The following is a 21,456-nucleotide window of genomic DNA, read 5'->3' as shown; positions in this document are numbered from 1 at the left end:
ATGTCGTGCATATCCGATGTTGAGCTATATAAACGGCTGACGGAGACGGCTGCGCTAGCAGAACAATGGCAAGTCGGCTACCCATCCGAACGGGTATCGCGCCGATATTTTGATTGGCTGGAGTTCGTTGTGCGTGGGTTCTGGGAGTATCTGACACAGCTGGCGTCCCTAAGCGGCGACACGACGGTTTACTTCTATGACCTACAACGTGCGAAGAACACCGAGTTTGATCTTTATGCTATTTTTGGCCTGTTTCCGGTAGTCGAACTTTCCGTGGAAATGACGGGGCGAGAGTATCTCTCCGCTTTAAATTGTGAACCGGGGCACTCGGAACATCTGACGTACATTCCAGCCTATACTGATGAATACCTCATTCTGCCGCCGTCGGGAAAGTGGCATATCCATGGGGCATACGAAATCGAGATGGCGGAGCTAGTGTCATATGTTGGCCTTCCAGCGCCTGAGGTGTTCCCACACGATTTTTGGTCTGAAGAAGAGGCGCTCCGTCGTATCCATCTACTGAAATAGCGGAACAAGACCCATGCACCAGCCCTCGTTGCTCGACTATCAGCGCCAACTGATCATCGCAAGTTTGGATGACTTTACGCCGAACGACACATTGGCAAATTTCCAAGGGGGGCAGTATGGGGCGGATGTGAAAGCCTGGCGGTCGGCCGTCACCGATTTCCTCTGTGCGACTTTGGTTTGCGGCCTGATCCAGGCCACGCATAGACGGGAGATTAACGACAAGCGGGATGTTCGTCTGCTTCGCGCTCTATTGCAGCAAGAGAATTTAGAGTGTGATATGCCGATAGATATACTGTGGAATGTGCTCTATTTTCACGGCACTCCGCTGCTCGTCGATATTATGACCCAATGTGGCCTGCGTAGTTGGGACTCTTTGGTCGCTCCAGAAAGCCAAGAGCTCTTCATGGTCCTGGAACAAGTCTGTGGAGATTTTAAATGGCGTTGAGGTTAGGGTCGTAATAGTAAACGAGAAGGTATCAAACTTTGGTATTTTCCCCGGATGGCCGATTGTCGAATCAGGTGAATGAGGGCGAGGTTTTGCAACGGAGGCGGCTTGTCGCGTTAGCCCAGGCTATGTTGGCGGGAGAGCTGCCTTTTTTCGAGGGGGCAGTACGCGTCGTTAATCTCATGCATTGCCTGAATGGGATTGGCGACGACGATCCTGATTTCCGCATTTTTGTACTCATTCAGTCCGAGACAGACCATTTGCCGCTTGAAGCACAGCGGCCACTATGGTCTGCGAGTGCACTGGAAGCTCTGGAGCCGGAATTTCTGCGAACTGAGGAGTGGGCGAAATGCTTTGCGGAGCAGGCATGTAAGAACTTGATCGCGCGATTTACTCCATGAGCACGCGTATAGCTGCTCCGCGCGACCAAGGCTGTCACATCCAAAACGCACTGCAGCGCTTCTTCGCCAGTGTTCCGACGCCGAACTTTATAGATATCTCCGTTGGTTGAAGTCTGGCCATTTGGGGTGGAGAGGAACTATTTCCATGCATGTGAACCGCCAAACGGTTGTGTCGTCTCGCAAGGCCATAGGACGAACGTCGCCCTCAGTAGTACGGGTGGATTGCCCCATGAAGAGCCCCGGACTCGCAGGGGGCAGCGACTCCTGAGAAGGTGGCAATGAGAAATAGGGGAAAGAGATGTCCCGCTCAAGTCGCGAACGTGCAGCGCGGCGCTCCAACGCCCGCCGTTGCAAATTGCCGTCGCTATGCGTAGTAACGCCGCGGCCGTGACCTCATGGCTATCCCATTGAGATATGAGTTCAAAATGAAACTTAAGAGCGTAAATGTAGATAGCACGATTTTGCTCCGTCGGCCTCTGTCGACAGGTGAGGAATTCGCGGGGTTCGCCTCAAGTTTTCTTGAGGGGTTTCCCGCCTGTAGGCCCGAGACCTGGGGGTTTTCAGAGCCAATAAACAAGCAAATGGATATTCCGGAAATCAGAGAGGTGATGGCCGGGCGCGAGCGAAGTATATTGTGGAGGCGCAGGTCCCGGCCGACGGGCTGGGGCGAAATCACAAAAAAAATAGTTCGGCATAACTTAGAAATAGAACATGCGAACCATGCTCTGTTTTTCCGCTACAACAGTAATGACCAAGTAGCGGAGTTGTTAACGTACCTGCAGCGTACCGCGATCCGGTATGAGGCTGAGTATATGTTCTGCGATAGCCCGTCAGAAGGCTATAGGGACGCGGCGCGGCAAAACGGTCTCGCGCCCAGTAATGGCCCCATGTTCATGTTTACCCATAAGTTGAGGCGCTGCTTGCCGGATGTAGTGTGGGCTCAGATTTTTGGCCCGGCGTATATACGGTTATTTGGTCTAGAAACGCTGTTGACCGCGCCAGCGTATAGGGTGGAGCAGCTATCGGAACATTTCGTCTATCTCCAACTTACCGAATCCCTCTTCGATGTTCATTACGACTACGTGGGGGTTGAGGATGTGCGTCAGCGTGTCAAGGAACATCTGGACGACAATATTTTCTATGACCCTGCCGCCAGCGTTGACCATGTCTACCGCACGCCGGTATTTGAGTTCCTAGAATGAATGAGCGCGCAGGGAAGTGCGAAGTGAAGTGCCGCTTCGTTGCGTCAAGTCTATTGGTCTGGGCGCATTATGGGCACCCCAATCTTGGAACCATTTCTCGCAGCTGCATATTGGGAGGCTAGCGAATGGACAGTCCTGAGCCGAGGAAAGACAGCATGCACGTTCCGGACGAGTTCCTACTCGACCTACGCAGGCTCTTGCGGTCGGACGGAATGCTTGACGACGTTGAAGTGGCCCGGCGCCGCTGGCGTGTGTCTAGGATCGACGACAAATCAATATTCGGCGATGACGCCCGCCGACTGGCGAACGCCTTCCGGTCGCAACGCTCCTGCTCGTTCTATGTTGCGCGAGTGTGCGACTTGCTCGCCAGCGCTCCCGTAACCGCTTATAGGTTCGATGCCACTGAGGGCGACGTCGAGCGATTTCAAGGACCATCATATTATGATACGAATCTGGACGACTGCCTTTTATTCAATATTCCGGTTAGTTGTGTGGTCTTTCGTCCGGGCGTCGTTGACACAACCATATTTGCGGGAGATGCCGGCTTCATACGCGAAATCGACGTCTAATGTCCATTAATTAATTTTTAAAGTGACGCCAGCCGTGGGCCGAATAAAGCATGTAGACGAAATAATCGCAGACTCGTTTGGATTATGGATCACCAGTCTGTTTTACGCCATTAAATCGTGGAATCCGGCACTTTCCTTCGAAGAGCACAAAGAAGCGTTTTTTTGGATGGTACAAACTTTGTTAGAGGAGGCGCGTATAAAGTTTATTGCTCCAGGCGCGGATTGCTACATCTTGCCACAGCATCCGCATCCCCGTCTTACCATCCAGGACAGCGAAGCACATTGGAGGGATTCAGCAGCATCGATTATTTGCTTTCTACGGGAACGCTGGCCCTCCAACGCCCGGGACGAGAACGACATAGACTTGAATATTTATTTTTATAGCATTCCCGCGGTGATTTGGATTGGGGACGACGGGACGTTAGTGGCGTCTTAGTACGCTAGGCACATTGGCCCTGCCGCTGCGGCTTACTGCCAAACAACGTGCTCCATGTGTCTTATAGCCATTTGTGGGATGGATCATCTGAGCACCACTTAGTACAGGATCAATTCACAAGGGGTGGTTATGCAAGCTGGCACTCAAGGAAATATCGTCGGCTACCAAGGGTCGGGCTCTGGCCGACCGATTTATGAGGTCACCGTAAATGGTGAATCACAACGGATCGCAATTACGCTGGGTAATGGATTTATCGTGGGGGCAAATCCACGGGGGACTTCAAAATGAAGGCGATAAAAGTAATGGCAGACTATCAATGTCATCCTCTCTGGGACATGTCCCCAGGCGCATATGGTGATATCGACCCGAATATGCTTCCCATCTCTGATCAATTAAAGCGAAAGCTCGCCGATTGGGCCCGCGCGTTTGATGAGACGTTGAATATGGCGGACCCAGCCAACTCCGGTTTTAAGACTTCGGAAGCGGCGGCGGCTTTCAAGGCGCAAGGCGTTCAGCTGGCGGGTCAGCTGCAACACGAGCTTGGTCCTGACTACCTAATATCCATCAAGACGTAAGTCCCGCGGTATGCCTTAAGATGGCTTTAGCTCGACGCCAAAAGGAGACTCTGACGATCGCAACGGTTGAGGTTAATAGCGTCGGTGCAAAGCAAGCAATAAGGGCAATGTGCGTTCGTCGCCTGCAAGTCAGTTTCGCGGTGAACCAAGGGCTGTCGCAAAGACGGGGTGTACGCTGCTATGAACTAAACCCTGAAGGTTGGACTCCGACCTGTACGAACGTGCTTGACGAAACTATCGTGATAATCATGCACCTGAACTTTCAGTCGCCCAAACCATGAAAATCGAAGAAGTTATTCGGCGAGAATTTCAGCGGTACGTGGATTTTTTCACCGGCTCCAAGGCGATACTCGAAGAAAAGCAACCTGACATCCAAAGCGAGCCGCTGATAGCCCTGAAGAATGAAGAGCCTTATCCGTATCGCTATATCCGGCCTGACCTTATGTCCGAAGGGGCGGACGGGAAAATGAGGCTGCATCTGGTCCATCAGGGGCCCGATCCTGGCTACCAGACGATCTGCTACGACTGCGGGGCATTCAGGCTTGATATCCATCCGTTCGCTTGGTCCGACATTCAGCTCATTTTCGACAAGCCGCCGACCGACATGGCTCAGATCGACGACTGGATAACACGCTGGATGGATGTCGAGGATACCGGGTCGGCGGCGCACTCCGGGCTGACCGGGGCGGTGCATCATTTCTACCAAGTCGAGCAGCATCCGCAACACAAAGAGCTTTGGACCCTGATGGGCGATCTGGGCACCGCGCCGCCGGACGCGTTGATCGAGCTTGTCGAACTGCTCGGAACGCAGGGCATGTCGCACATTGTGCTTGCCGGGACTGGTGTTTGAACAAGCCAGCGCGCTGATGGGCAAGCGGCCCGTCCGTATGCAAAACACGGGCGCCCGATGAATTGAAGTAACGTTCGCCCCAATAACGGGGAGAGCAAGCACGTGTACTACTGAACTGGTTTGACTGGATTGACGATCGTCGCCCTGTTGGCGGGCTGTACGACCGGAAGATCAACAAGGTTCCCGGGTGCACCGGTACTGAGCAGCCACGGCGGACCCGTATGTTTCCTGCCCATTGCGCTACCCGCCGACATCAAGGCTAAGAGAGTTGGAGATCTCGAAAGCAAGAAGGAGTCGTATGGCGGTATGGCGAAAGTGACGCAAGCGGCAGGGATCAAGCGCGGTGCTCGGGTTGATTTTCCTCTTCCCTGCACCCGGCGTTGGAGGAGATGGACTATGTTTCCTCTCTGGGCACACAAGCGCTCACGAAGTTTGTATTGGGTGGCGGGTTCTCGGATCCACTGCCCGGTTATGGCAGCGGCGGGCCTATCGAGTCGACTGGTCCTATTGCTACGCCCGCGGCAGGCCAGACTAGTATCGCTACGCCAGAAAGTCCTGGGCAACGGCTTCCACCGATTTGCGCCGAACTCAGTTAAAAAATTAATCAATAACCCCCGCTTCAATGCCGCTATTTAGAAGGGACTTAATATGTACCTTGGAGCTAGATAATGGAATGTAATGCACCGATGAAGGAATTGCTAGGCGCGGTGGCAGTCCTTCCGCAAATCCATCCTGCTCTGACCGCTATAATCGATGAGGGCTTCGATGTTAGGGCAGGGTGCTATTTCCTCGCTGCGCTTTTACGAAAGGCAACCAACGTTTCTCGGTCCAGTTTTATCGACTGCACTGGATACGAATGTTTCGTCAATTCGATTCATATCGAGGACTATGACGACCAGGCCCCGTTGGCTCAAGCCGTCCAGTTTATCTCGCGTGTGTTTTCCGGGTGGCGCACCTGGACGTATACGTCCTCATTGGTCGCCATTGTTGGCGGTAATGAGTCAAGTGTAGTCGTGAAGTTTCATGCGAAACGCCCCACCGAACGATGGCTGAGCGATGACATAGAGCTTTACGATGACCCTACTATGTCAGTGGAATCCTCAGAAGACTTCGCCGCAATGTTGACCTCTTTGCGGCGACGAGTATAGGGTCGGATGGCAATTGTCACCCGCGGTATATTTCAGTATGCGTGCTGTACACGATTTGACTCACCTCGGGGGTTTGGTAGTGGATTCTGCAGCGGCGGTCAACGGCAGCCGTTCGGTACCGGAGCAGATTAAAGATGGTGCTGAAAGCCTTGAAAGTGCCTACCTGTTCGACGATTCTGAGGGACGGAGGCAGCTTGTCGCGCTAACCCAGGCTATGTTGGCCGGAGAGCTGCCTTTTTTCGAGGGGGCGGTATGGGTCGTTAATCTCAGGCATCGCTTGAACGGGATTGGCGACGACGATCCCGATTTCCGCATCTTTTTTAGTCATTCAGTCCGAGACAGACCGTTTGCCGCATGAAGTACAGCGGCCACCTTCCAGTGGTGGTGATCACTCCAATTAATTAAGAGATCGATAATGGGGTACATATCGGACGTCCAACTATATAGAAGGCTAACTCAGACCGCTGAAGTTGCGGAGCAATGGCAGTTGCCCCGTTTATCGGAAGGAGTGTCGCGGCGATATTTTGATTGGCTGGAGTTCGCCGTAGGCGGGTTCTGGCAGTATCTAACTCAACTGGCCCACCTGAGCGGCGATACGGTTATCTATTTTTACGATCTTTACCGTGCGAAGGATACCCGGTTCGACTTTTACGCTAATTTTGGCCTGTTTCCCGTGATCGAGCTTTCCGTCGAAATGACGGAGCGTCAGTACCTCTCTGGTCTGAGATGTGAGCCTGGTCACCTTGAAGGTGTTACCTATGTTGCAGCTTATACTGACGAATACCTCATTTTGCCGCCGTCGGGAAAGTGGCATATCCACGGGGCATACGAAATCGAGATGGGGCAGCTAGTGTCATATGTTGGCCTTCCAGCGCCTGAGGTCTTCCCGCACGATTTTTGGTCTGAAGAAGAGGCGCTCCGTCGCATCCATCTGCTGAGATAGGGGAATAAGACCGTGCTTTGTAAAAGTTTGGCGGAGACCGCCTCGAATACGGCAATGAACCCGTGTAATTGGGAAGTAATTAATGAGTTCCAATCCCCCGGTGAGTACCGACGCTTTTGTACGTGGTTGACCGCGCAAATCGATAGTGGGGACGTTCAACAAGTTACCGTTGTACAGCCTAGCCCTGACTTGATCTATGGGCTTGAGGAATATTGGTATCTTTGCAAAGCGTCGGGTCACGTGTGGCGGCTGGTTGCTCCTCAGGTCCCGTTTAAAGGGTTTTGGTCACCGCTTATGTAGGCGGTGGATAAAGCCTTCAGTAAAGCAACACGGCCGTTTCCGGTGGCAAGTCCCAAGCGTATGCGGACGCTATCCAAGTCTTGAAATTTTCGTGACGGATGCAGCCGGCCGGCTTATTGGCATACCCGCACTTGTCGGGCGCTAATTGGGCGGACTTCGGCCCCTTGCCCACGGAGGCGATGAGATATGGTGCGGAAGATGACGGATCCCGAGAGAGGCATGATTTTGGCGCTTATTCGGGGGAAGGACGGTGAGGAGAGATGGGCCGAATCCCTAACGAGGGCGTTCGTCGAGGAAATGGAAGACGGCGGAATGGGCAGTCTGCGCATAGTCTGGCCCGGTGAGCATACAGAGCGGCACTTCGGCTGGATCGTTGCTGAGCAGACCTTCCTGGATAGCGATGGAGTGGAGATTTCTGTGGCGGTTAACGTGGACAAGCAGGGCGACCTGTTCGAACTTGATATGTGGAAGGTCGATTTTTCACCGCTGAAGAAGTTTTCAGCCGTAGGCTGATAACGTGATACTCCGCTAGGCGGACGGCACGTCTTGACGTACGCTGCCTATTCTCGGTGATACGGGAAAGAGCTTTATTGTGACGCTTCAAAAATGATCCCTAGCACTGTTCAGAATGAAGTAAGAGCCCGCCTGCGTGGTGCGGAGGAAGAGCATCAGGTCAAGGTGATTCTAGCCGTAGAGTCAGGCAGCCGGGCCTGGGGGTTTGCGTCGCCGAACAGCGACTACGACGCCCGCTTTATCTATGTTCATCGACCTGAGTGGTATCTGTCGGTAGGCCTGGAGGAGCAGCGCGATGTAATAGAATTTCCGATCTTGGACGAGATCGACATCAATGGATGGGATCTGCGTAAGGCTCTACGGCTTTTCTGGAAATCCAATCCCGGATTTGTGGAATGGATTCAGTCCCCTATCGTTTACGAGAGCATGGGAACTTTCCATGAGCGGGCGCTGCAGCTATTGCCGCGGGTGTATTCGTTGGAAAGCGGCATCTACCACTACCGGAGCATGGCTAAAACCAACTACCGCGCCTACTTGCAGGCGGAAATGGTCCCGCTGAAGAAGTACTTCTACGTGCTGCGCCCGCTGCTGGCAGTGCGATGGATCGAGCGGTTCGGTACGCCGGCGCCGATAGAGTTCGACAAACTGCGCTGTGTCGTGGAGGGCGAGCCGGAGCTACAGCAGGCGATTGACGACCTCCTCGATGTAAAGCGCACTTGGCCCGAAATGGGACTGTCGCCAAGAGTGGCCTTGATCCAATTGTTTATTGAGCGCGATCTACAGCGGCTGGACACGATCGCTACATTCCGCAATGGGCGCGGCGACGTTGAGTCGGCGCTATCCACACTGTTTCGACAGGTGCTAAAGGAAGTCTGGGGTATGAGCCCAACAAGCGATGACATATATTGGGCATGCTGATTTATACAGGCGCCTTTCAGCCGAGGTGGCGTCTTTAAAGAAGTGGCAGGGCTTCAAAGCACCCCTCGAGCCTCGTGCCGATGCTGCGATTGGTGGTAATTTGCCCGGACCGTACCTCACACGGGCTCGCTCGCTTTGCCGGCTCAGTCGTCGAATTTGCGTTTCTTCGGGACGTATTTGGGGCATTCCGGTGCTCTGGGCAGATCTAGCCTTTCGGTATGGGGTTTTCCATCCACAGTGGTAAGAACCTGCACGACAATCTTGCCGTTGCCATCCAGGAATACCTCGTAGTCGGTCCCGGGATTCATCGTCATATAGACGAAGTCCTTGATATAGAGATGTCGCTCAACCACGTCGCCCCCGTTAATGGGCGCGACGTAGCCCTTGACTCCGCCAAGGTCGATGCCCAGGGTGATGGGCATACCTGCGCGGACGATGTATTCGTCATACGGGCTGCGCATTCCTGGCGGCATGCCGACCGTTTTGTTGGGGGCGAAGTCCCAGCGATAGGCTGTGTCCAGTTTGTCGATATTTGGGTCGAAGGACACGGGATAGCAGGAACGATTGAACCAGACCTTCCACCATTTCGAAACCATCGAGATACGGACCCGCGCATCGGTTGAAGGATCGTAGCTGGACTGGACATTGGCGCTTTGGCAGCCTGCCAACAAAAGAACAAACGTGATCAGAGCGATGCCAGTGACAATGCGCGTACTCATATCGTCTTGGATCTATGCGGCCGGAGTCCGTATTACGGCACCTGCTCTGAAAACTTAATCAACGTGTCCCGTGTGCGGCCTCCACCGTGTGGTTAGCCCGAAACGCCTGATCCGTCATCAAACCGCTTACGACATCGCGCATCCACCGATGTGAGGGCACGTCATCCCACCTGGCGTGCCAGACCATGTTGTAGTGCGAACTGGGCAGTTTGAATCCCAGCTCCACGACACTCAGCGGATGAAACTGCGCCACGTACGTCGCCAGTTTGCGGGGCATGGTCACCGCCAAATCCGTCTGCAGCAGGATCAGCGGTACATGGCTCATGCTGGACACATATAGATCGAACTGCCGCTGATACCCCGCCTTGTGCAGCCAAGTATCCACCTCGTTGTCCTTGCCGAACATATCCGTGGTGGTCACGAACCGCAGCTTGCAGAAGTTCGCCGGCGTCAGCCGTTTGCGCGCGGCTGGATGGCCCTGCCGCATCAGGCACACCCGGTCATCATCGAACAAGGGCAGGGTGCGGAATCGCCCGCTCACGTCCTCGAAACGCCCCAGCGCGATATCGATGGAATGATCCTCCAGCTGCTTTTCCGGTAGGGCCACGCCCTGCATATTGACGAAGCTGAATCGCACCATCGGCGCATGCCCGTCGCAATAGCTGCGCAGGCCGGGCGCCAGCATCCATTCAATGGTGTGGCGCGCCGCGATGCGGAAGGTGCGCGATGACTTCAAGGGATCGAAGGCGCCGCCGTCTTCCATGATGCCGCCTATCGCCGCCAGGGCCTCGCGGACGATAGGGCGGATCTCCAGGGCGCGTGGGGTGGGCACCAGTTGGCGCCGCACCAGGACGAAAAGGGGATCCGCCAGCAGGCGACGCAGTTCCGCCAGCTTCCTGCTGATGCCCGGCTGCGTCGTATGCAGCCGCGCCGCCGTTTCGGTGGCGCTGCGCGTTTCCATCAGCAGTTCAAACACGGTCAGCAGGTTCAGGTTGACCTTGCGCAGCGTATCCAGTTCCACGGCCGTCCGGTATCCATACCAAAAAAAGCATTATAGATTCCAGATAAATAATTTGATGTTATGGGCACGGCGGCTTAGGATTTTCCTCTTCCCTGGACTCGGGATGTGATGGAGAGAACCGATGAGCAGCCCGCATGTGACGCCGTTCCCGCTGTACGAGATTACCGGCGCGCCGCTGGAGCGCGGCAGATCCTACGGCGAGCAGGCCAGGAAGCGCATCGCCCGTTCCATCGAGCACTACAGCGAGCAGGCCACCCGCTGGAAGCTGGAGCGTGCCGAGATCGACAAGATCATCCACAGCTATATCCCCGCCGTCCGCAAGTTCGACGAGAACTACCTGACGGAGATGCAGGGCATCGCGGAAGGCGCCGGCGTGCGCTTCGAGGATATCTTCCTGTTGAACGCCCGCACGGAAGTGATGAAGCTGGCGTTCAAGCCGGAATTACGAGCGCGGCTGCTGGGCGAGACCAACGACGGCTGCACCTCTGTAAAGGTGATGCGCGAGGCGACCGCCGACGGTCAGCTGATTCACGCGCAGAACTGGGACTGGAAGGAGGAATGCTCGGAAACGGGCGTGGTGCTGCGCATCCTGAGGGAAGACGGCCCAGACATCCTGACCTTTACCGAAGCCGGCATGCTGGCCCGCTCCGGGTTCAATTCGGCGGGGATTTCGATTACGGGCAACAACCTGGAATCCGACCGCGATTACCGGCAGATCGGCGTGCCGCTGCCCATGATCCGCCGCAAGGCTTTGGAAAGCCCTTATCTGGCCTGGGCGCTGCATACGGTGTATGCGACGCCGAAGACCGGGTCGAACAATATGGCCGTCTGCCATCACGAAGGCATCGCCATCAATTTCGAATGCGCGCCGGATGAGACCTTCCAGGTTCTGCCGCAGAACGGCTTGCTGGTGCACTCCAATCATTGGCTGAGCCCGATCGCCTTGTCCAAGCTGAAGGACACGGGCATCGCATTCTCGCCATGCACGCTGTATCGCGAGCAGCGCGTGCGTGAGCTGCTGGCGCCGGATGTCGGCCGCATAACGGTGGAGTCGGTGAAGCAGGCGCTGCTGGATGATTTCCAGTCGCCGTGGTCGGTGTGCCGTCCGCCGCGCGGGGATTTCGGGCGGGACACGCGCAGCGCGACCGTCTCCACGGTGGTGATGCAGCCGGCGCGGGGGGTGATGGAAGTGGCGAACCTGCCGGCGCTGGATCCTACATTCACGAAGTATGAGCTGCGGCAGCGGAAGTAGGCAGTACATCGTATAAGCCGCAGTACCCGGAAGTAGATAGCACATCGTATGGGTCGCGGCCCCGTAAGTAGATACGACACCGTATAGGTCGCAGCACCGGAAGTAGGTAGCACGTCGTATGGGTCGCAGCACCGGAAGTAGCCAGCACCTCGCAAGAGTTGCCTGCATCGAAAGCAGGCAGCAGATCGAACCGGCATGAACCGGGGTTTTTAAAACATCACAAGGGAAGAAGCCATGAAGAGGGCGTTCAAACTCTACCGGCCGCGCGGCGGCATTTTCGCGGGCAAGGGCGCCCGCGCCATGGCGGCCGTGGCCGTGACCGTGGCGGCCACGGCTGCCACCATCGCCGCCATCGCCGTACCGGGCATCGCATCCGCACAGGGCGCGGATAAATATCCCTCCCACCCCATCCGCCTGATCGTGCCCTTCGGCGCCGGCGGCGGCACGGACATCCAGGCCCGCATCATCGCCCAGGAAATGGGCAAGGTGCTGGGCCAGACGGTGGTCGTGGAGAACCGGCCCGGCGCGGGCGGCAATATCGGCGCGGCCTTCGTGGCCCAATCCAAGCCGGACGGCTATACGCTGCTGGTCGGCTCTACCGGCACGCACGGCGCCAACCAGTTCCTGTATTCCAAGCTGCCCTACGACCCCGTGAAGGATTTCACGCCGATCACGCTGCTGGCCACCTTCGACAATGTCGTCGTCGTGCCGGAATCCTCCAAGGTCCATACGCTGAAAGAGCTGGTCGACGCGGCCAAGGCCAACCCGGGCAAGCTGAACTACGGCGTGACCACGGTGGGCAGTTCCTCGCACCTGGCGGTGGAGAAGTTCAACCGCGATGCGGGCATCAAGGCCGGCGCGGTGCCGTACAACGGCGCGGGGCAGGCGACGACGGACCTGCTGGCTGGCCGGCTGGACTACATGCTGGACTTGGTCGGCACGCAGATCGGCAATATCCAGGCGGGCAAGGTGCGCCCCATCGCCACGACGGCGCTCAAGCGCAATGCCGTGCTGCCCAATGTGCCCACCATCGCGGAATCCGGCTACCCCGGCTTCAGCGCGGTCGGCTGGGTGGGCCTGTTCGGGCCGGCGGGCATGCCCAAGGCCGCGGTGGATACGCTGTACAAGGCCATCGAGAAAGTCTACGCATCGCCGGACTTCCAGGCCACCATGCGCGCGCGATCCTTCGATATCGCCGCGATGCCGCCCGCGGAGTACGCCAAGTTCCTGGAGAACGAGCGCAAGAAATGGGGTACCGTCGTGCGGGAATCGAACATCAAGCTGGACTGACGGCAAAGGACCAAGGATGAGACAAACCACATTTCCCGACGCGATGCGCTGCGTCGTGTTGATCGGCATCGATTTCGACGGCCCCAGCCATGAGGTGGGGCGGGGCATCGCCCCGCTGGGCAAGCATTCCTGGGGCAACTATTCCGCGCGCTGCGGCGTGCCGCGCCACATGGAAATGCTGGCGCGCCACGGCGTGAAGGCCACGTTCTTCATCCCGGGCTATGACGCCGAGCGCCATCCCGGCACGATCGAAGACATCGATCGCAACGGCTTCGAGGTGGCGGCGCACGGCTACCTGCACGAGGCCTGGGAGCTGGAGGCGGCCGAAGAAGAAGCGCTGCTGCGCAAGACCGACGGCATCCTGCGCGACATCATCAAGAAGCCGGTGCTAGGGTGGCGTTCGCCGTCCGGCCGCAAGAGCGACAAGACGATGACGGTGCTGAAGTCGCTGGGCTATCTGTACGATTCCAGCGACAAGGATTACGACCGGCCGTACCGGCTGCGTTTCGGCAAGGGCAAGGACGATGTCATCGTGGAGCTGCCGAACAACACCTACAGCCTGGACGACTTCCCGTTCTACAAGTTCAGCTATACGCCGCCGTCGGAAGTGCTGGGGCAGTGGAAGGCCGAGTTCGACGCCATCTACGGCGGCGACCGCTTCTTCGTGATGTCGCTGCATCCACGCGCCGGCTGGGGTTCGGGCACGCCCTCGCGCACCAAGGCCTTGTCGGACCTGATCGCCTATATGAGGGGCCACGACGGCGTGCAGTTCATGGAGGCGGGTGCCTTCGCGAAATGGTGCCTGGAAAACAGCAGCAATCTTGAAGAGGTGTCGTTCCCATGACCACGTATACCTGGCCCGATGGCGCGCGCGCGGTGGTCTTGCTGACCGTGAACTTCGACGCCGAATCCTTCGACCTGAAGGAAGTGCCGACCGAGCGCATGTTCGGCCGCTATTCGTATGGCCGCTATGCGGTGCGCGCCGGCTTTCCGCGCCTGATCGACCTGTTCAAGAAGCACGATGTGCCGGCGACGTTCTTTGTGCCGGGCACCGACGCCCGGCGCCATCCCGGGCTGATCCGCGAACTGGTCGCGAATGGCCACGAGATCGGCGCCCGCGGCGTGGACCTGGAGAACTTCGCGACGCTGGGTGAGCAGGAGCCGCAGGTACTCAAGACCGCCCGGGATATCCTTGCCGACGTCGCGGGCGTGGCGCCCCTGGGGTTCCGCGCGCCGGGGGGCGAGCTGTCGTCCCGGACGCTGGATCACCTGGCGGACTTGGGCTTCATCTACGACGCCAGCTTCCAGGACGCCGATCATCCCTATGTGTTCGGCCTGTCGGGCGGCAAGAAAGTGGTGGAGCTGCCGTCCACCTTCGCCCTGGACGATGCGCCGATTTACTCGGCCCGGCATACGCATGCACGCCTGCTGGCGATCTGGCGCGACGAGATCGCGGCCATGCACGCGGAAGGTACGCTGATCCCCATCACCCTGAACCTGCGCGGCGACTTCGGTTCGACGCGGGCCGCGCGCATCGCCGTGCTGGACACGGTGCTGGCGGAGATCAAGCAGCTGGGCGGCGTGCGTTTCATGACCTGCCAGCAGCTGGCCGAACACACGCTATCGTTGAACCTGGCGCCGGAGCCCGACCCCCACCGCGCCCACGCCGAGACCTTATCGAAGACGGTGTATCGCGGCGATCTGGCGATCCGGCCGCTGTAGCGTCGCGGGCCTTACCAGGGCAGCGTTTCACCATGGCGATTGGTGAAGCGCAGCCCTGGCTTGCCCGCGTGCCGCTGCACCATATCCACCACCAGCGGAATACTTTCCGATACGTCCAGCTCGGCATTCTGGCCGCCCATATCGGTGCGTACCCAGCCCGGCGCGACCAGCAGCAGCGCGCGCGTGTTCGCCGGGTGCCGCGCTGCGTAGGCCTTCATCAACATGTTCAGCGCCGCCTTGCTGGCGCTATACAGTTCCCACCAGCCCTGGTTCCAGGTGATGCTGCCCAGGTCGGAAGACATGACGGCGATGACGCCATCGGACGCCACCGTGTCGGCAAAGAGCTCGATCACGCGCATGGGGCTTAGCGCGTTTGTCAGCATCATATCGATGAAGTCTTGTTCGTCCACCTGCAGCGGCGTCAGCTCGTTGGCCTTGCAGATGCCGGCGTTGACGAACAGGGTGTCCAGCCTGCGGCCGTCCAGGCGGGCACGCAGATCGCGCACCGACTGGACGTCGACGATGTCGACGGGATGGATCTCCAGCGAGCAGGGATTGCGCTCGCGCAGGGCTTCCAACTGGGCGGACTGGCTGCGCACCGTGGCGATGACGTGCCAGTCCTTGTCGCAGTATTCCTGGGCCAGCGCCAGCCCCAGGCCGCGCGAGGCGCCCACGATAAGAACGGTTTTCTGTCCGGCCATGTAGATACCCCTGGTTGAAGACCGCCCGGTCGTTGCCGCCGGCGAGACCGGCCTGCCCGACAGTGGGCACGGGGTTTGCTCCCTGGCAGCCGAAGCTCGCCATACGTAGCGGGCAATCGAGAAAGGAGAGCGCCATGCGAGGCATCCTGCTATGGCTGTTGGGAATCCCCATCCCGATCATTATCCTGTTGTGGTTGTTCCACGTTATTTAGCGGACGTTGCGAACGGGGGTGGAAGCGCAAGCCGGCGATCCGTTCGGTAAAACGAGATGATGCTTCGACCCTTACGCAAAGGCTAGCGGCCGCCCGGCGGCCGCTTTTTTCATCCTGTGGCTGCAAATCGCGGTGAGATCGTGGCTGCGTTCGCGGGGACATCGCGCTTCCTTTGGCGACCACATCGCGCCTGCATTCGCGGCGACATCGGCCGCCGCTAAGCGATATCCGGATAGTCTGCGGCGTCGCCGTCGTCCAGCAACGCATCGTAGTCGCGCGGATCCACGGGAAGGAAACGCGCGACATGCGCGCGGCGCAACAGCTCGCACGCCGCCGCATCCTGGTGCATGGCCAGCAGCGCCTGCGAGAGTCGCGCCGATACCCCGGCATCGACATCGGGGCCGCTGACCAGCAGCGGATTGGGCGTCCATGCCGTCCAGGCCACGGTGTGTATGCCGTCCAGGGCAACGGGATCATGCGCGCGCAGCAGGTCCAGATACCAGCCGTCCACCGCGGTCAGGTCGATTTCCCTGTCGCGCAATGCCCGCAGCAGCCCGCGCGGATTGCCGTAGGGGCCTTTGCTTTCCAGGAAAAGCCGTCCGCCGCGCCGACGCGCGTAGGGCGCCAGCATCCGCCGCGGCGCGTTCCATCCCGATTGGGAATCGCGCACCATCCAGCCGTAGCGGTTGCCCAGCCCGTCTTCCAGCCGCGTCCACCCCGAATCCGCCCGCGCCAGGAATTCGCTGCGATAGCGTGCCTGCCCGCCATAGGAGGGCCAATCCGGCACGACGGCCGCGACGGGGGTGTAGGCATGGCCGTCGCGCCGGGCACGCGCGTAGGGCCAGCCGCACATGAAGGCGCCGCACAGGCCCGGCCGGGTCCATAGTTCGCCGATAGGCATGGGCCAGCCGTGTTCGATGAAGTCCACCCGCAACCCCGCACGCCGATGCGCTTCGCGCAGCAGCGCCTGCCAGGCGGCACGCGCCGCCGGCGCGGCGTCGTACATCCGGGTGGACGTGATCAGCGACGCGGCCGGCATGGCGGTCATGCGAACTTCAGGGTCTGCCCGATGCCCAGGCGGCGCGCCTTGTCCAGCATGGCCTGGCCCAGGGCGATGTCGGTGGTGGACAGGCCGCGATGCCAGAACAGGATGGTCTCGTCCTCGCGTTCGCGACCCGGCTTCAGCCCGGCGACGATCTGGCCGAGCTCCGCATGCAGGTTTTCCTGGGTGATGCGGTCGCTGTCCACGTGGGCGCGCAGTGCGCCGAAAGGCAGGCCCTTGCGGCATTGGCCCCAGTCGTCCACCACCACCTTGCTCATGATGTCCGTCAGCGACAGCTCGACGGCGCTCATGGTGCCGTAGGGCATGACCAGCGCGCCCGGCTTGATCCATTCCGTCTTCAGCAGCGGGGTGGGCTCGGGCAGGCGCGAGGCCTCGACGACGATGTCGGCGCCGCGCACGCAGGATTCCCAGTCTTCCACCACCTTGACCGGCTTGCCCAGGTCGCGCGACAGCCGATCGCTGAAGGCCTGGCGGCTTTCCGGCCGGCGCGAATGGACGCGGATTTCGTCGAAGTCGAAGATGCTGTCCAGCAGCCGCACGTTCCAATAGGACGTGCCCCGCGCGCCGATATGGCCCAGGATCTTGCTGCCCCGGCGCGCCAGGTGCTTGGCGCCCAGCGCGGTAACGGCGCCCGTGCGCATGTCGGTGATGGCGGTTGCGTCGACGATGGCCAGCGGCTTGCCCGTGACCGGATCGAACAGGTTCAGCAGCGCCATTTCCGACGGCAGGCCGACCTTGTAGTTGTCGACGAAGTCGCTGACGACCTTTACGCCCGCCACGTGCAGCGGTTCGATATAGCCGCGCAGCACGTTGAAATGGCCCTTGTCCGAGGATTCCGGAATCAGGTGCACGCGCGGCTCGATCACGGTCTTGCCCTGGCCCTGGGCGCGCAGCGCGCCTTCCACCGCGGCCAGGATCTCCGCATCGGTGATGTCCAAGGCCTTCACGTCGGGCCCGTTCAGATAGGTAATGTCGATGGACTGCATGATGTCTCCGGTCTCATTGAATAGGCTTGATGCCGGCCTTCTTGACGATGTCGGCCCATTTGCGCGACTCGTTCTGAATCATGGCGGCGAATTCTTGCGTGGTGGTGCTGGCGGGCTCCACGCCCTGGTCTTCGAATTTCTGGCGCACGGTGGGATCCTTCAGCACCGTGGCGATGTCGCGCTGCAGTTTGTCCAGGACAGCGGGCGGCGTGCTCGCGGGGGCCACCAGGCCGTACCACGACGTCACGTCGAAGCCGGGGTAGCCGCTTTCGGCCACCGTGGGCACGTCGGGCAGTTGCTGCAGGCGGTGCGGTCCGGCGATGGCCAGCGCGCGCAGCTTGCCGCCGCGGATGAAGGGCAGCACGCTGGACACGCCGGCGAACATCATGTCCACGTTGCCGGCCACGACGTCGGTGACCGCCGGCGCCATGCCGTTGTACGGAATGTGCATGGCGCTGATGTCGGCCGACTGGTTCAGCAGTTCGCCGGCCAGGTGCGCGCCGCTGCCCGCGCCCGGCGATGCGAAATTCAATTTGCCCGGCTTGCTCTTGGCGTATTCGATGAAGGACTTGAAATCCTTGGCAGGCAAGGCCGGGTTCACCACCAGGATGTTGGGCGACGTCGCCAGCAGGGTGATGGGGGCGAAGGCGTGCGCGGTATCGAAATTCAGGTTGGTATAGAGCAGGGGATTGACGGTCAGGTTGCCGGCCGGCGCCAGGCCCAGCGTGTAGCCGTCGGGCGCGGCCCGCGCAACCTGTGCCATGCCCAGGTTGCCGGATGCGCCCGGACGATTCTCGATGATGACCGGCACGCCCCACATTTCGTTCAGCTTCTGCCCGACGATGCGCGGGATCGCGTCGGCCACCCCGCCGGCGCCGAAAGGCACGATGACGGTCACGGGCTTGGACGGATAGGCCCCGTCGGCCGCGTGCACCGGCGCGGACGCGGCCGCGATGAAGGCGCTGGCGGCGGCGGCCGCCAGGCGCAGGTGGAAAGACAATTTCATGGTATTCCCCTTGTATATATGGCTACGGCTGCGTAATGCCGCTCCGCATGGAAGCGGTGTGTATGCTTGGGCGCCGCCGCGCGGGCCGGCTATTGCGCCGGATCCCGGATACGGCCGCGCCTTTTAGTCGGCCACCATCGTGCGGTCAGCGGCCCAGCATGGGCAGGTCCAGTCCGGCGTCGCGGGCGCAGGCGATGGCTTCGTCATAGCCCGCGTCGGCGTGCCGCATGACACCCGTGGCCGGGTCGTTGTGCAGGACGCGGCCAATGCGCCGCGCGGCCTCTTCGGTGCCGTCGCAGACGATGACCACGCCCGCATGTTGCGAGAATCCCATGCCGACGCCGCCGCCGTGATGCAGTGATACCCAGGTCGCGCCGCCCGCGGTGTTCAGCAAGGCGTTCAGCAGCGGCCAATCCGAGACGGCGTCCGAGCCATCGCGCATGGATTCGGTTTCCCGGTTGGGGCTGGCTACCGAGCCGGAATCCAGGTGGTCGCGGCCGATGACGATGGGTGCGCTCAGTTCGCCGGTGCGCACCATTTCGTTGAAGGCAAGGCCCAGTCGCGCGCGGTCGCGCACGCCCACCCAGCAAATGCGCGCCGGCAGGCCCTGGAAGGCGATGCGCTCGCGCGCCATGTCCAGCCAGTTGTGCAGGTGCTTGTCGTGCGGGATCAGTTCCTTGACCTTGGCATCGGTCTTGTAGATGTCTTCCGGATCGCCCGACAGCGCCACCCAGCGGAAAGGCCCGATGCCCTCGCAGAACAGCGGGCGGATGTAGGCCGGTACGAAGCCGGGGAAATCGAAGGCGTTGTCGACGCCCATTTCCAAAGCCATCTGGCGGATGTTGTTGCCGTAGTCCAGCGTCGCGGCGCCGCGCGCCTGCAAGGCCAGCATGGCACGCACGTGGCCAGCCATGGACTGCTTGGCGGCGCGCACCACGGCATCGGGCTCGGACGTGCGGCGCGCGCGCCATTCATCCATGGTCCAGCCTTGCGGCAGGTAGCCGTTCAGGGGATCGTGCGCGGAGGTCTGGTCGGTGACGCAGTCCGGCGTGATGCCGCGCTTGACCATTTCGGGCAGCACGTCCGCGGCGTTGCCCAGCAAGCCGATGGACACCGCGCGCCCCTGTTTTTTCGCGTCTTCCAGCAGGGCCAGCGCTTCGTCCAGCGACTTCGCCTTGACGTCGATGTAGCGCGTGCGCAGGCGGAAATCGATGCGCGATTCGTCGCATTCGACGGCGATCATGCTGAAGCCGGCCATGGTCGCGGCCAGCGGCTGCGCGCCTCCCATGCCGCCCAGGCCGGCGGTCAGGATCCAGCGTCCCTTGGGGTCGCCGCCGAAATGGCGGTCGGCGATGGCGTAGAAAGTCTCGTAGGTGCCCTGTACGATGCCCTGCGAGCCGATGTAGATCCAGCTGCCCGCGGTCATCTGGCCGTACATCATCAGGCCCTTGCGGTCCAGCTCGTGGAAGTGCTCCCAGGTGGCCCAGTGCGGCACCAGGTTCGAGTTGGCCAGCAGCACCCGCGGCGCATCCGCATGCGTCTTGAACACGCCCACCGGCTTGCCGGACTGGATCAGCAGGGTTTCGTCAGGCTGCAGGCGGCGCAGCACCTCCAGGATTTTGTCGTAGGAAGGCCAGTCGCGCGCGGCGCGGCCGATGCCGCCGTACACCACGAGTTGCTCCGGGTGTTCCGCGACTTCCGCATCCAGGTTGTTCTGGATCATGCGGTAGGCGGCTTCGATCAGCCAGTTCTTGCAGGTCAGCGCGTTGCCGCGTGGCGCGCGGATCGAGCGCGATGGATCCAGGCGGGAAGTTTGGGTTGGGTTCATGATGCGTGGTCTCCGGAAGTCTTGGCGGGGGCGGGGCGCGTGGACATGACGGCGTGTCCCGTCAGGCGGTAGCGGTCGCCGGGGTGAATCAGGCGGGCAAAGGTGACGACGTCTGCGCCGGACCAGGTGCGGCGCAGTACCTGCAGGCAGGCTTGCGGGGTTTTCAGCCCCAGCCAGTCGGCCACGCGCGTGTCGGGAAGAATCGCTTCGATGGTGTGCTCCACGGCCGTCAGTGGCGCGACCCGGCTCAGGTAGACATTGGGCGTTTCGGAGCTGAAGTCCTGTTCGATGTAGTCCGGCGCCACGCGGGGATTGACGTAGCGCTCCTCCAACTGCACGGGCACCTCGTTGTCCAGGTGCAGGATCAGCGAGTGGTAGACCGATTTGTCGATCGACAGGGCGAGCGCGGTCGCGATGCCTTCCGGCGCGGTGGCGCGCTCCAGCTGCAGGATGCGATTCGAATAGCGATGGCCGCGCTGGGCAATCTCTTCCGCGATGTTGCGCACCTCCAGCACGGGCAGGGCGGGCTTCTGCTCTGCCACGAAAGTGCCCAGGCCCTGGCTGCGCACCAGGATGCCTTCCTGGGTCAGCTCCAGGATGGCGCGGCGCGCCGTCATGCGCGACACCTCGAACTGCGCGGCCAGCTGGTTTTCCGAAGGGACCTGGTCATTCACGGTCCATTCGCCGGCTTCGATCTGCTCGACGATGTGCTGCTTGATACGGGCGTAGGGCGGGAGCGGGAGCTCGCGGGAAACGGAAGGCATGGCATCCTGTAGGCAGCCGCGCGGTGCGCGCGGACGTGGGAACATGGGGCAAACTCTAACTTGA

General features: G+C 60.1%; 22 protein-coding genes. 14 read left to right on the top strand and 8 right to left on the bottom strand.

Annotated elements, in window-relative coordinates; translation table 11 throughout:
- From AKI39_RS14685 to AKI39_RS14635, 10 genes are all read left to right on the top strand, one after another.
- Positions 1–528 (top strand): hypothetical protein, encoded by a 528-nt coding sequence (locus AKI39_RS14685; RefSeq protein WP_066637418.1) that lies wholly within the window; start codon positions 1–3, stop codon positions 526–528.
- A 13-nt stretch (positions 529–541) separates the two neighbouring features.
- Positions 542–973, top strand: a complete 432-nt coding sequence (locus AKI39_RS14680; protein WP_066637415.1) for a hypothetical protein — start codon at positions 542–544, stop codon at positions 971–973.
- A gap of 128 nt (positions 974–1,101) precedes the next feature.
- On the top strand, positions 1,102–1,374 hold the full coding sequence (locus tag AKI39_RS24960; protein WP_235610830.1) for a DUF2489 domain-containing protein: 273 nt from the start codon (positions 1,102–1,104) through the stop codon (positions 1,372–1,374).
- 425 nt (positions 1,375–1,799) lie between these two features.
- A complete protein-coding gene (locus AKI39_RS14675) occupies positions 1,800–2,576 on the top strand; it encodes a hypothetical protein (protein WP_066637408.1) in 777 nt (258 codons plus the stop codon).
- 1,307 nt (positions 2,577–3,883) lie between these two features.
- Positions 3,884–4,156: a hypothetical protein gene (locus AKI39_RS14665; protein WP_066637399.1), complete on the top strand. Its 273-nt coding sequence runs from the start codon at positions 3,884–3,886 to the stop codon at positions 4,154–4,156.
- Between the two features lie 277 nt (positions 4,157–4,433).
- Positions 4,434–5,006, top strand: coding sequence for a hypothetical protein (locus AKI39_RS14660; RefSeq protein ID WP_066637396.1), 573 nt, complete (start codon positions 4,434–4,436; stop codon positions 5,004–5,006).
- A 1,185-nt stretch (positions 5,007–6,191) separates the two neighbouring features.
- Positions 6,192–6,512: a hypothetical protein gene (locus AKI39_RS14650; RefSeq protein ID WP_066637391.1), complete on the top strand. Its 321-nt coding sequence runs from the start codon at positions 6,192–6,194 to the stop codon at positions 6,510–6,512.
- A 129-nt stretch (positions 6,513–6,641) separates the two neighbouring features.
- Positions 6,642–7,097 carry a hypothetical protein gene (locus AKI39_RS14645; RefSeq protein ID WP_235610655.1) on the top strand — a complete coding sequence of 152 codons (456 nt, stop codon included), beginning with the start codon at positions 6,642–6,644 and terminating at the stop codon, positions 7,095–7,097.
- A 519-nt stretch (positions 7,098–7,616) separates the two neighbouring features.
- Entirely contained in the window at positions 7,617–7,910 is a 294-nt protein-coding gene (locus AKI39_RS14640) for a DUF6984 family protein (RefSeq protein ID WP_145925283.1), read from the top strand.
- Positions 7,911–8,003: 93 nt separating this feature from the next.
- Complete coding sequence (locus tag AKI39_RS14635; RefSeq protein WP_066637378.1) at positions 8,004–8,828, top strand: nucleotidyltransferase domain-containing protein; 825 nt, start codon at positions 8,004–8,006, stop codon at positions 8,826–8,828.
- Positions 8,829–8,971: 143 nt separating this feature from the next.
- Here AKI39_RS14635 and AKI39_RS14630 read toward each other — a convergent pair whose 3' ends face one another.
- On the bottom strand, positions 8,972–9,547 hold the full coding sequence (locus AKI39_RS14630; protein WP_145925282.1) for a hypothetical protein: 576 nt from the start codon (positions 9,545–9,547) through the stop codon (positions 8,972–8,974).
- A gap of 58 nt (positions 9,548–9,605) precedes the next feature.
- Entirely contained in the window at positions 9,606–10,568 is a 963-nt protein-coding gene (locus AKI39_RS14625) for a LysR family transcriptional regulator (protein ID WP_066637374.1), read from the bottom strand.
- 121 nt (positions 10,569–10,689) lie between these two features.
- On the opposite strand from AKI39_RS14625, the gene AKI39_RS14620 reads away from it, so the two are divergent.
- From AKI39_RS14620 to AKI39_RS14605, 4 genes are all read left to right on the top strand, one after another.
- Entirely contained in the window at positions 10,690–11,820 is a 1,131-nt protein-coding gene (locus AKI39_RS14620) for a C45 family autoproteolytic acyltransferase/hydolase (protein ID WP_066637372.1), read from the top strand.
- A 234-nt stretch (positions 11,821–12,054) separates the two neighbouring features.
- Positions 12,055–13,110: a Bug family tripartite tricarboxylate transporter substrate binding protein gene (locus tag AKI39_RS14615; protein ID WP_083228858.1), complete on the top strand. Its 1,056-nt coding sequence runs from the start codon at positions 12,055–12,057 to the stop codon at positions 13,108–13,110.
- Positions 13,111–13,126: 16 nt separating this feature from the next.
- Positions 13,127–13,954 carry a polysaccharide deacetylase family protein gene (locus AKI39_RS14610; RefSeq protein ID WP_066637370.1) on the top strand — a complete coding sequence of 276 codons (828 nt, stop codon included), beginning with the start codon at positions 13,127–13,129 and terminating at the stop codon, positions 13,952–13,954.
- Positions 13,951–14,832, top strand: coding sequence for a polysaccharide deacetylase family protein (locus AKI39_RS14605; RefSeq protein ID WP_066637366.1), 882 nt, complete (start codon positions 13,951–13,953; stop codon positions 14,830–14,832). Before AKI39_RS14610 ends, AKI39_RS14605 begins: the two co-directional genes overlap by 4 nt.
- A gap of 11 nt (positions 14,833–14,843) precedes the next feature.
- On the opposite strand, the gene AKI39_RS14600 is transcribed toward AKI39_RS14605, so the two are convergent.
- The 6 genes from AKI39_RS14600 to hutC all read right to left on the bottom strand — a co-directional run bounded on the left by AKI39_RS14600 (position 14,844) and on the right by hutC (position 21,392).
- On the bottom strand, positions 14,844–15,533 hold the full coding sequence (locus AKI39_RS14600; protein ID WP_066637364.1) for an SDR family NAD(P)-dependent oxidoreductase: 690 nt from the start codon (positions 15,531–15,533) through the stop codon (positions 14,844–14,846).
- Between the two features lie 429 nt (positions 15,534–15,962).
- Positions 15,963–16,793, bottom strand: a complete 831-nt coding sequence (locus tag AKI39_RS14595) for a phosphate/phosphite/phosphonate ABC transporter substrate-binding protein (protein WP_235610654.1) — start codon at positions 16,791–16,793, stop codon at positions 15,963–15,965.
- A complete protein-coding gene (locus AKI39_RS14590) occupies positions 16,790–17,794 on the bottom strand; it encodes an ornithine cyclodeaminase family protein (RefSeq protein ID WP_066637362.1) in 1,005 nt (334 codons plus the stop codon). The genes AKI39_RS14595 and AKI39_RS14590 overlap by 4 nt, the downstream gene beginning before the upstream one ends.
- A gap of 13 nt (positions 17,795–17,807) precedes the next feature.
- Positions 17,808–18,800, bottom strand: coding sequence for a Bug family tripartite tricarboxylate transporter substrate binding protein (locus AKI39_RS14585; RefSeq protein ID WP_066637360.1), 993 nt, complete (start codon positions 18,798–18,800; stop codon positions 17,808–17,810).
- 145 nt (positions 18,801–18,945) lie between these two features.
- Complete coding sequence (hutU, locus tag AKI39_RS14580) at positions 18,946–20,628, bottom strand: urocanate hydratase (RefSeq protein WP_066637358.1); 1,683 nt, start codon at positions 20,626–20,628, stop codon at positions 18,946–18,948.
- A complete protein-coding gene (gene hutC, locus AKI39_RS14575) occupies positions 20,625–21,392 on the bottom strand; it encodes a histidine utilization repressor (RefSeq protein ID WP_066637349.1) in 768 nt (255 codons plus the stop codon). Before hutC ends, hutU begins: the two co-directional genes overlap by 4 nt.
- Positions 21,393–21,456 lie beyond the last annotated feature (64 nt).

It is taken from the genome of Bordetella sp. H567 (assembly GCF_001704295.1).
GTDB lineage: Bacteria > Pseudomonadota > Gammaproteobacteria > Burkholderiales > Burkholderiaceae_B > Bordetella_C.
The sequence above is the reverse complement of the archived record's forward strand: the minus strand, read 5'-3'. Positions and strand labels throughout refer to the sequence as shown.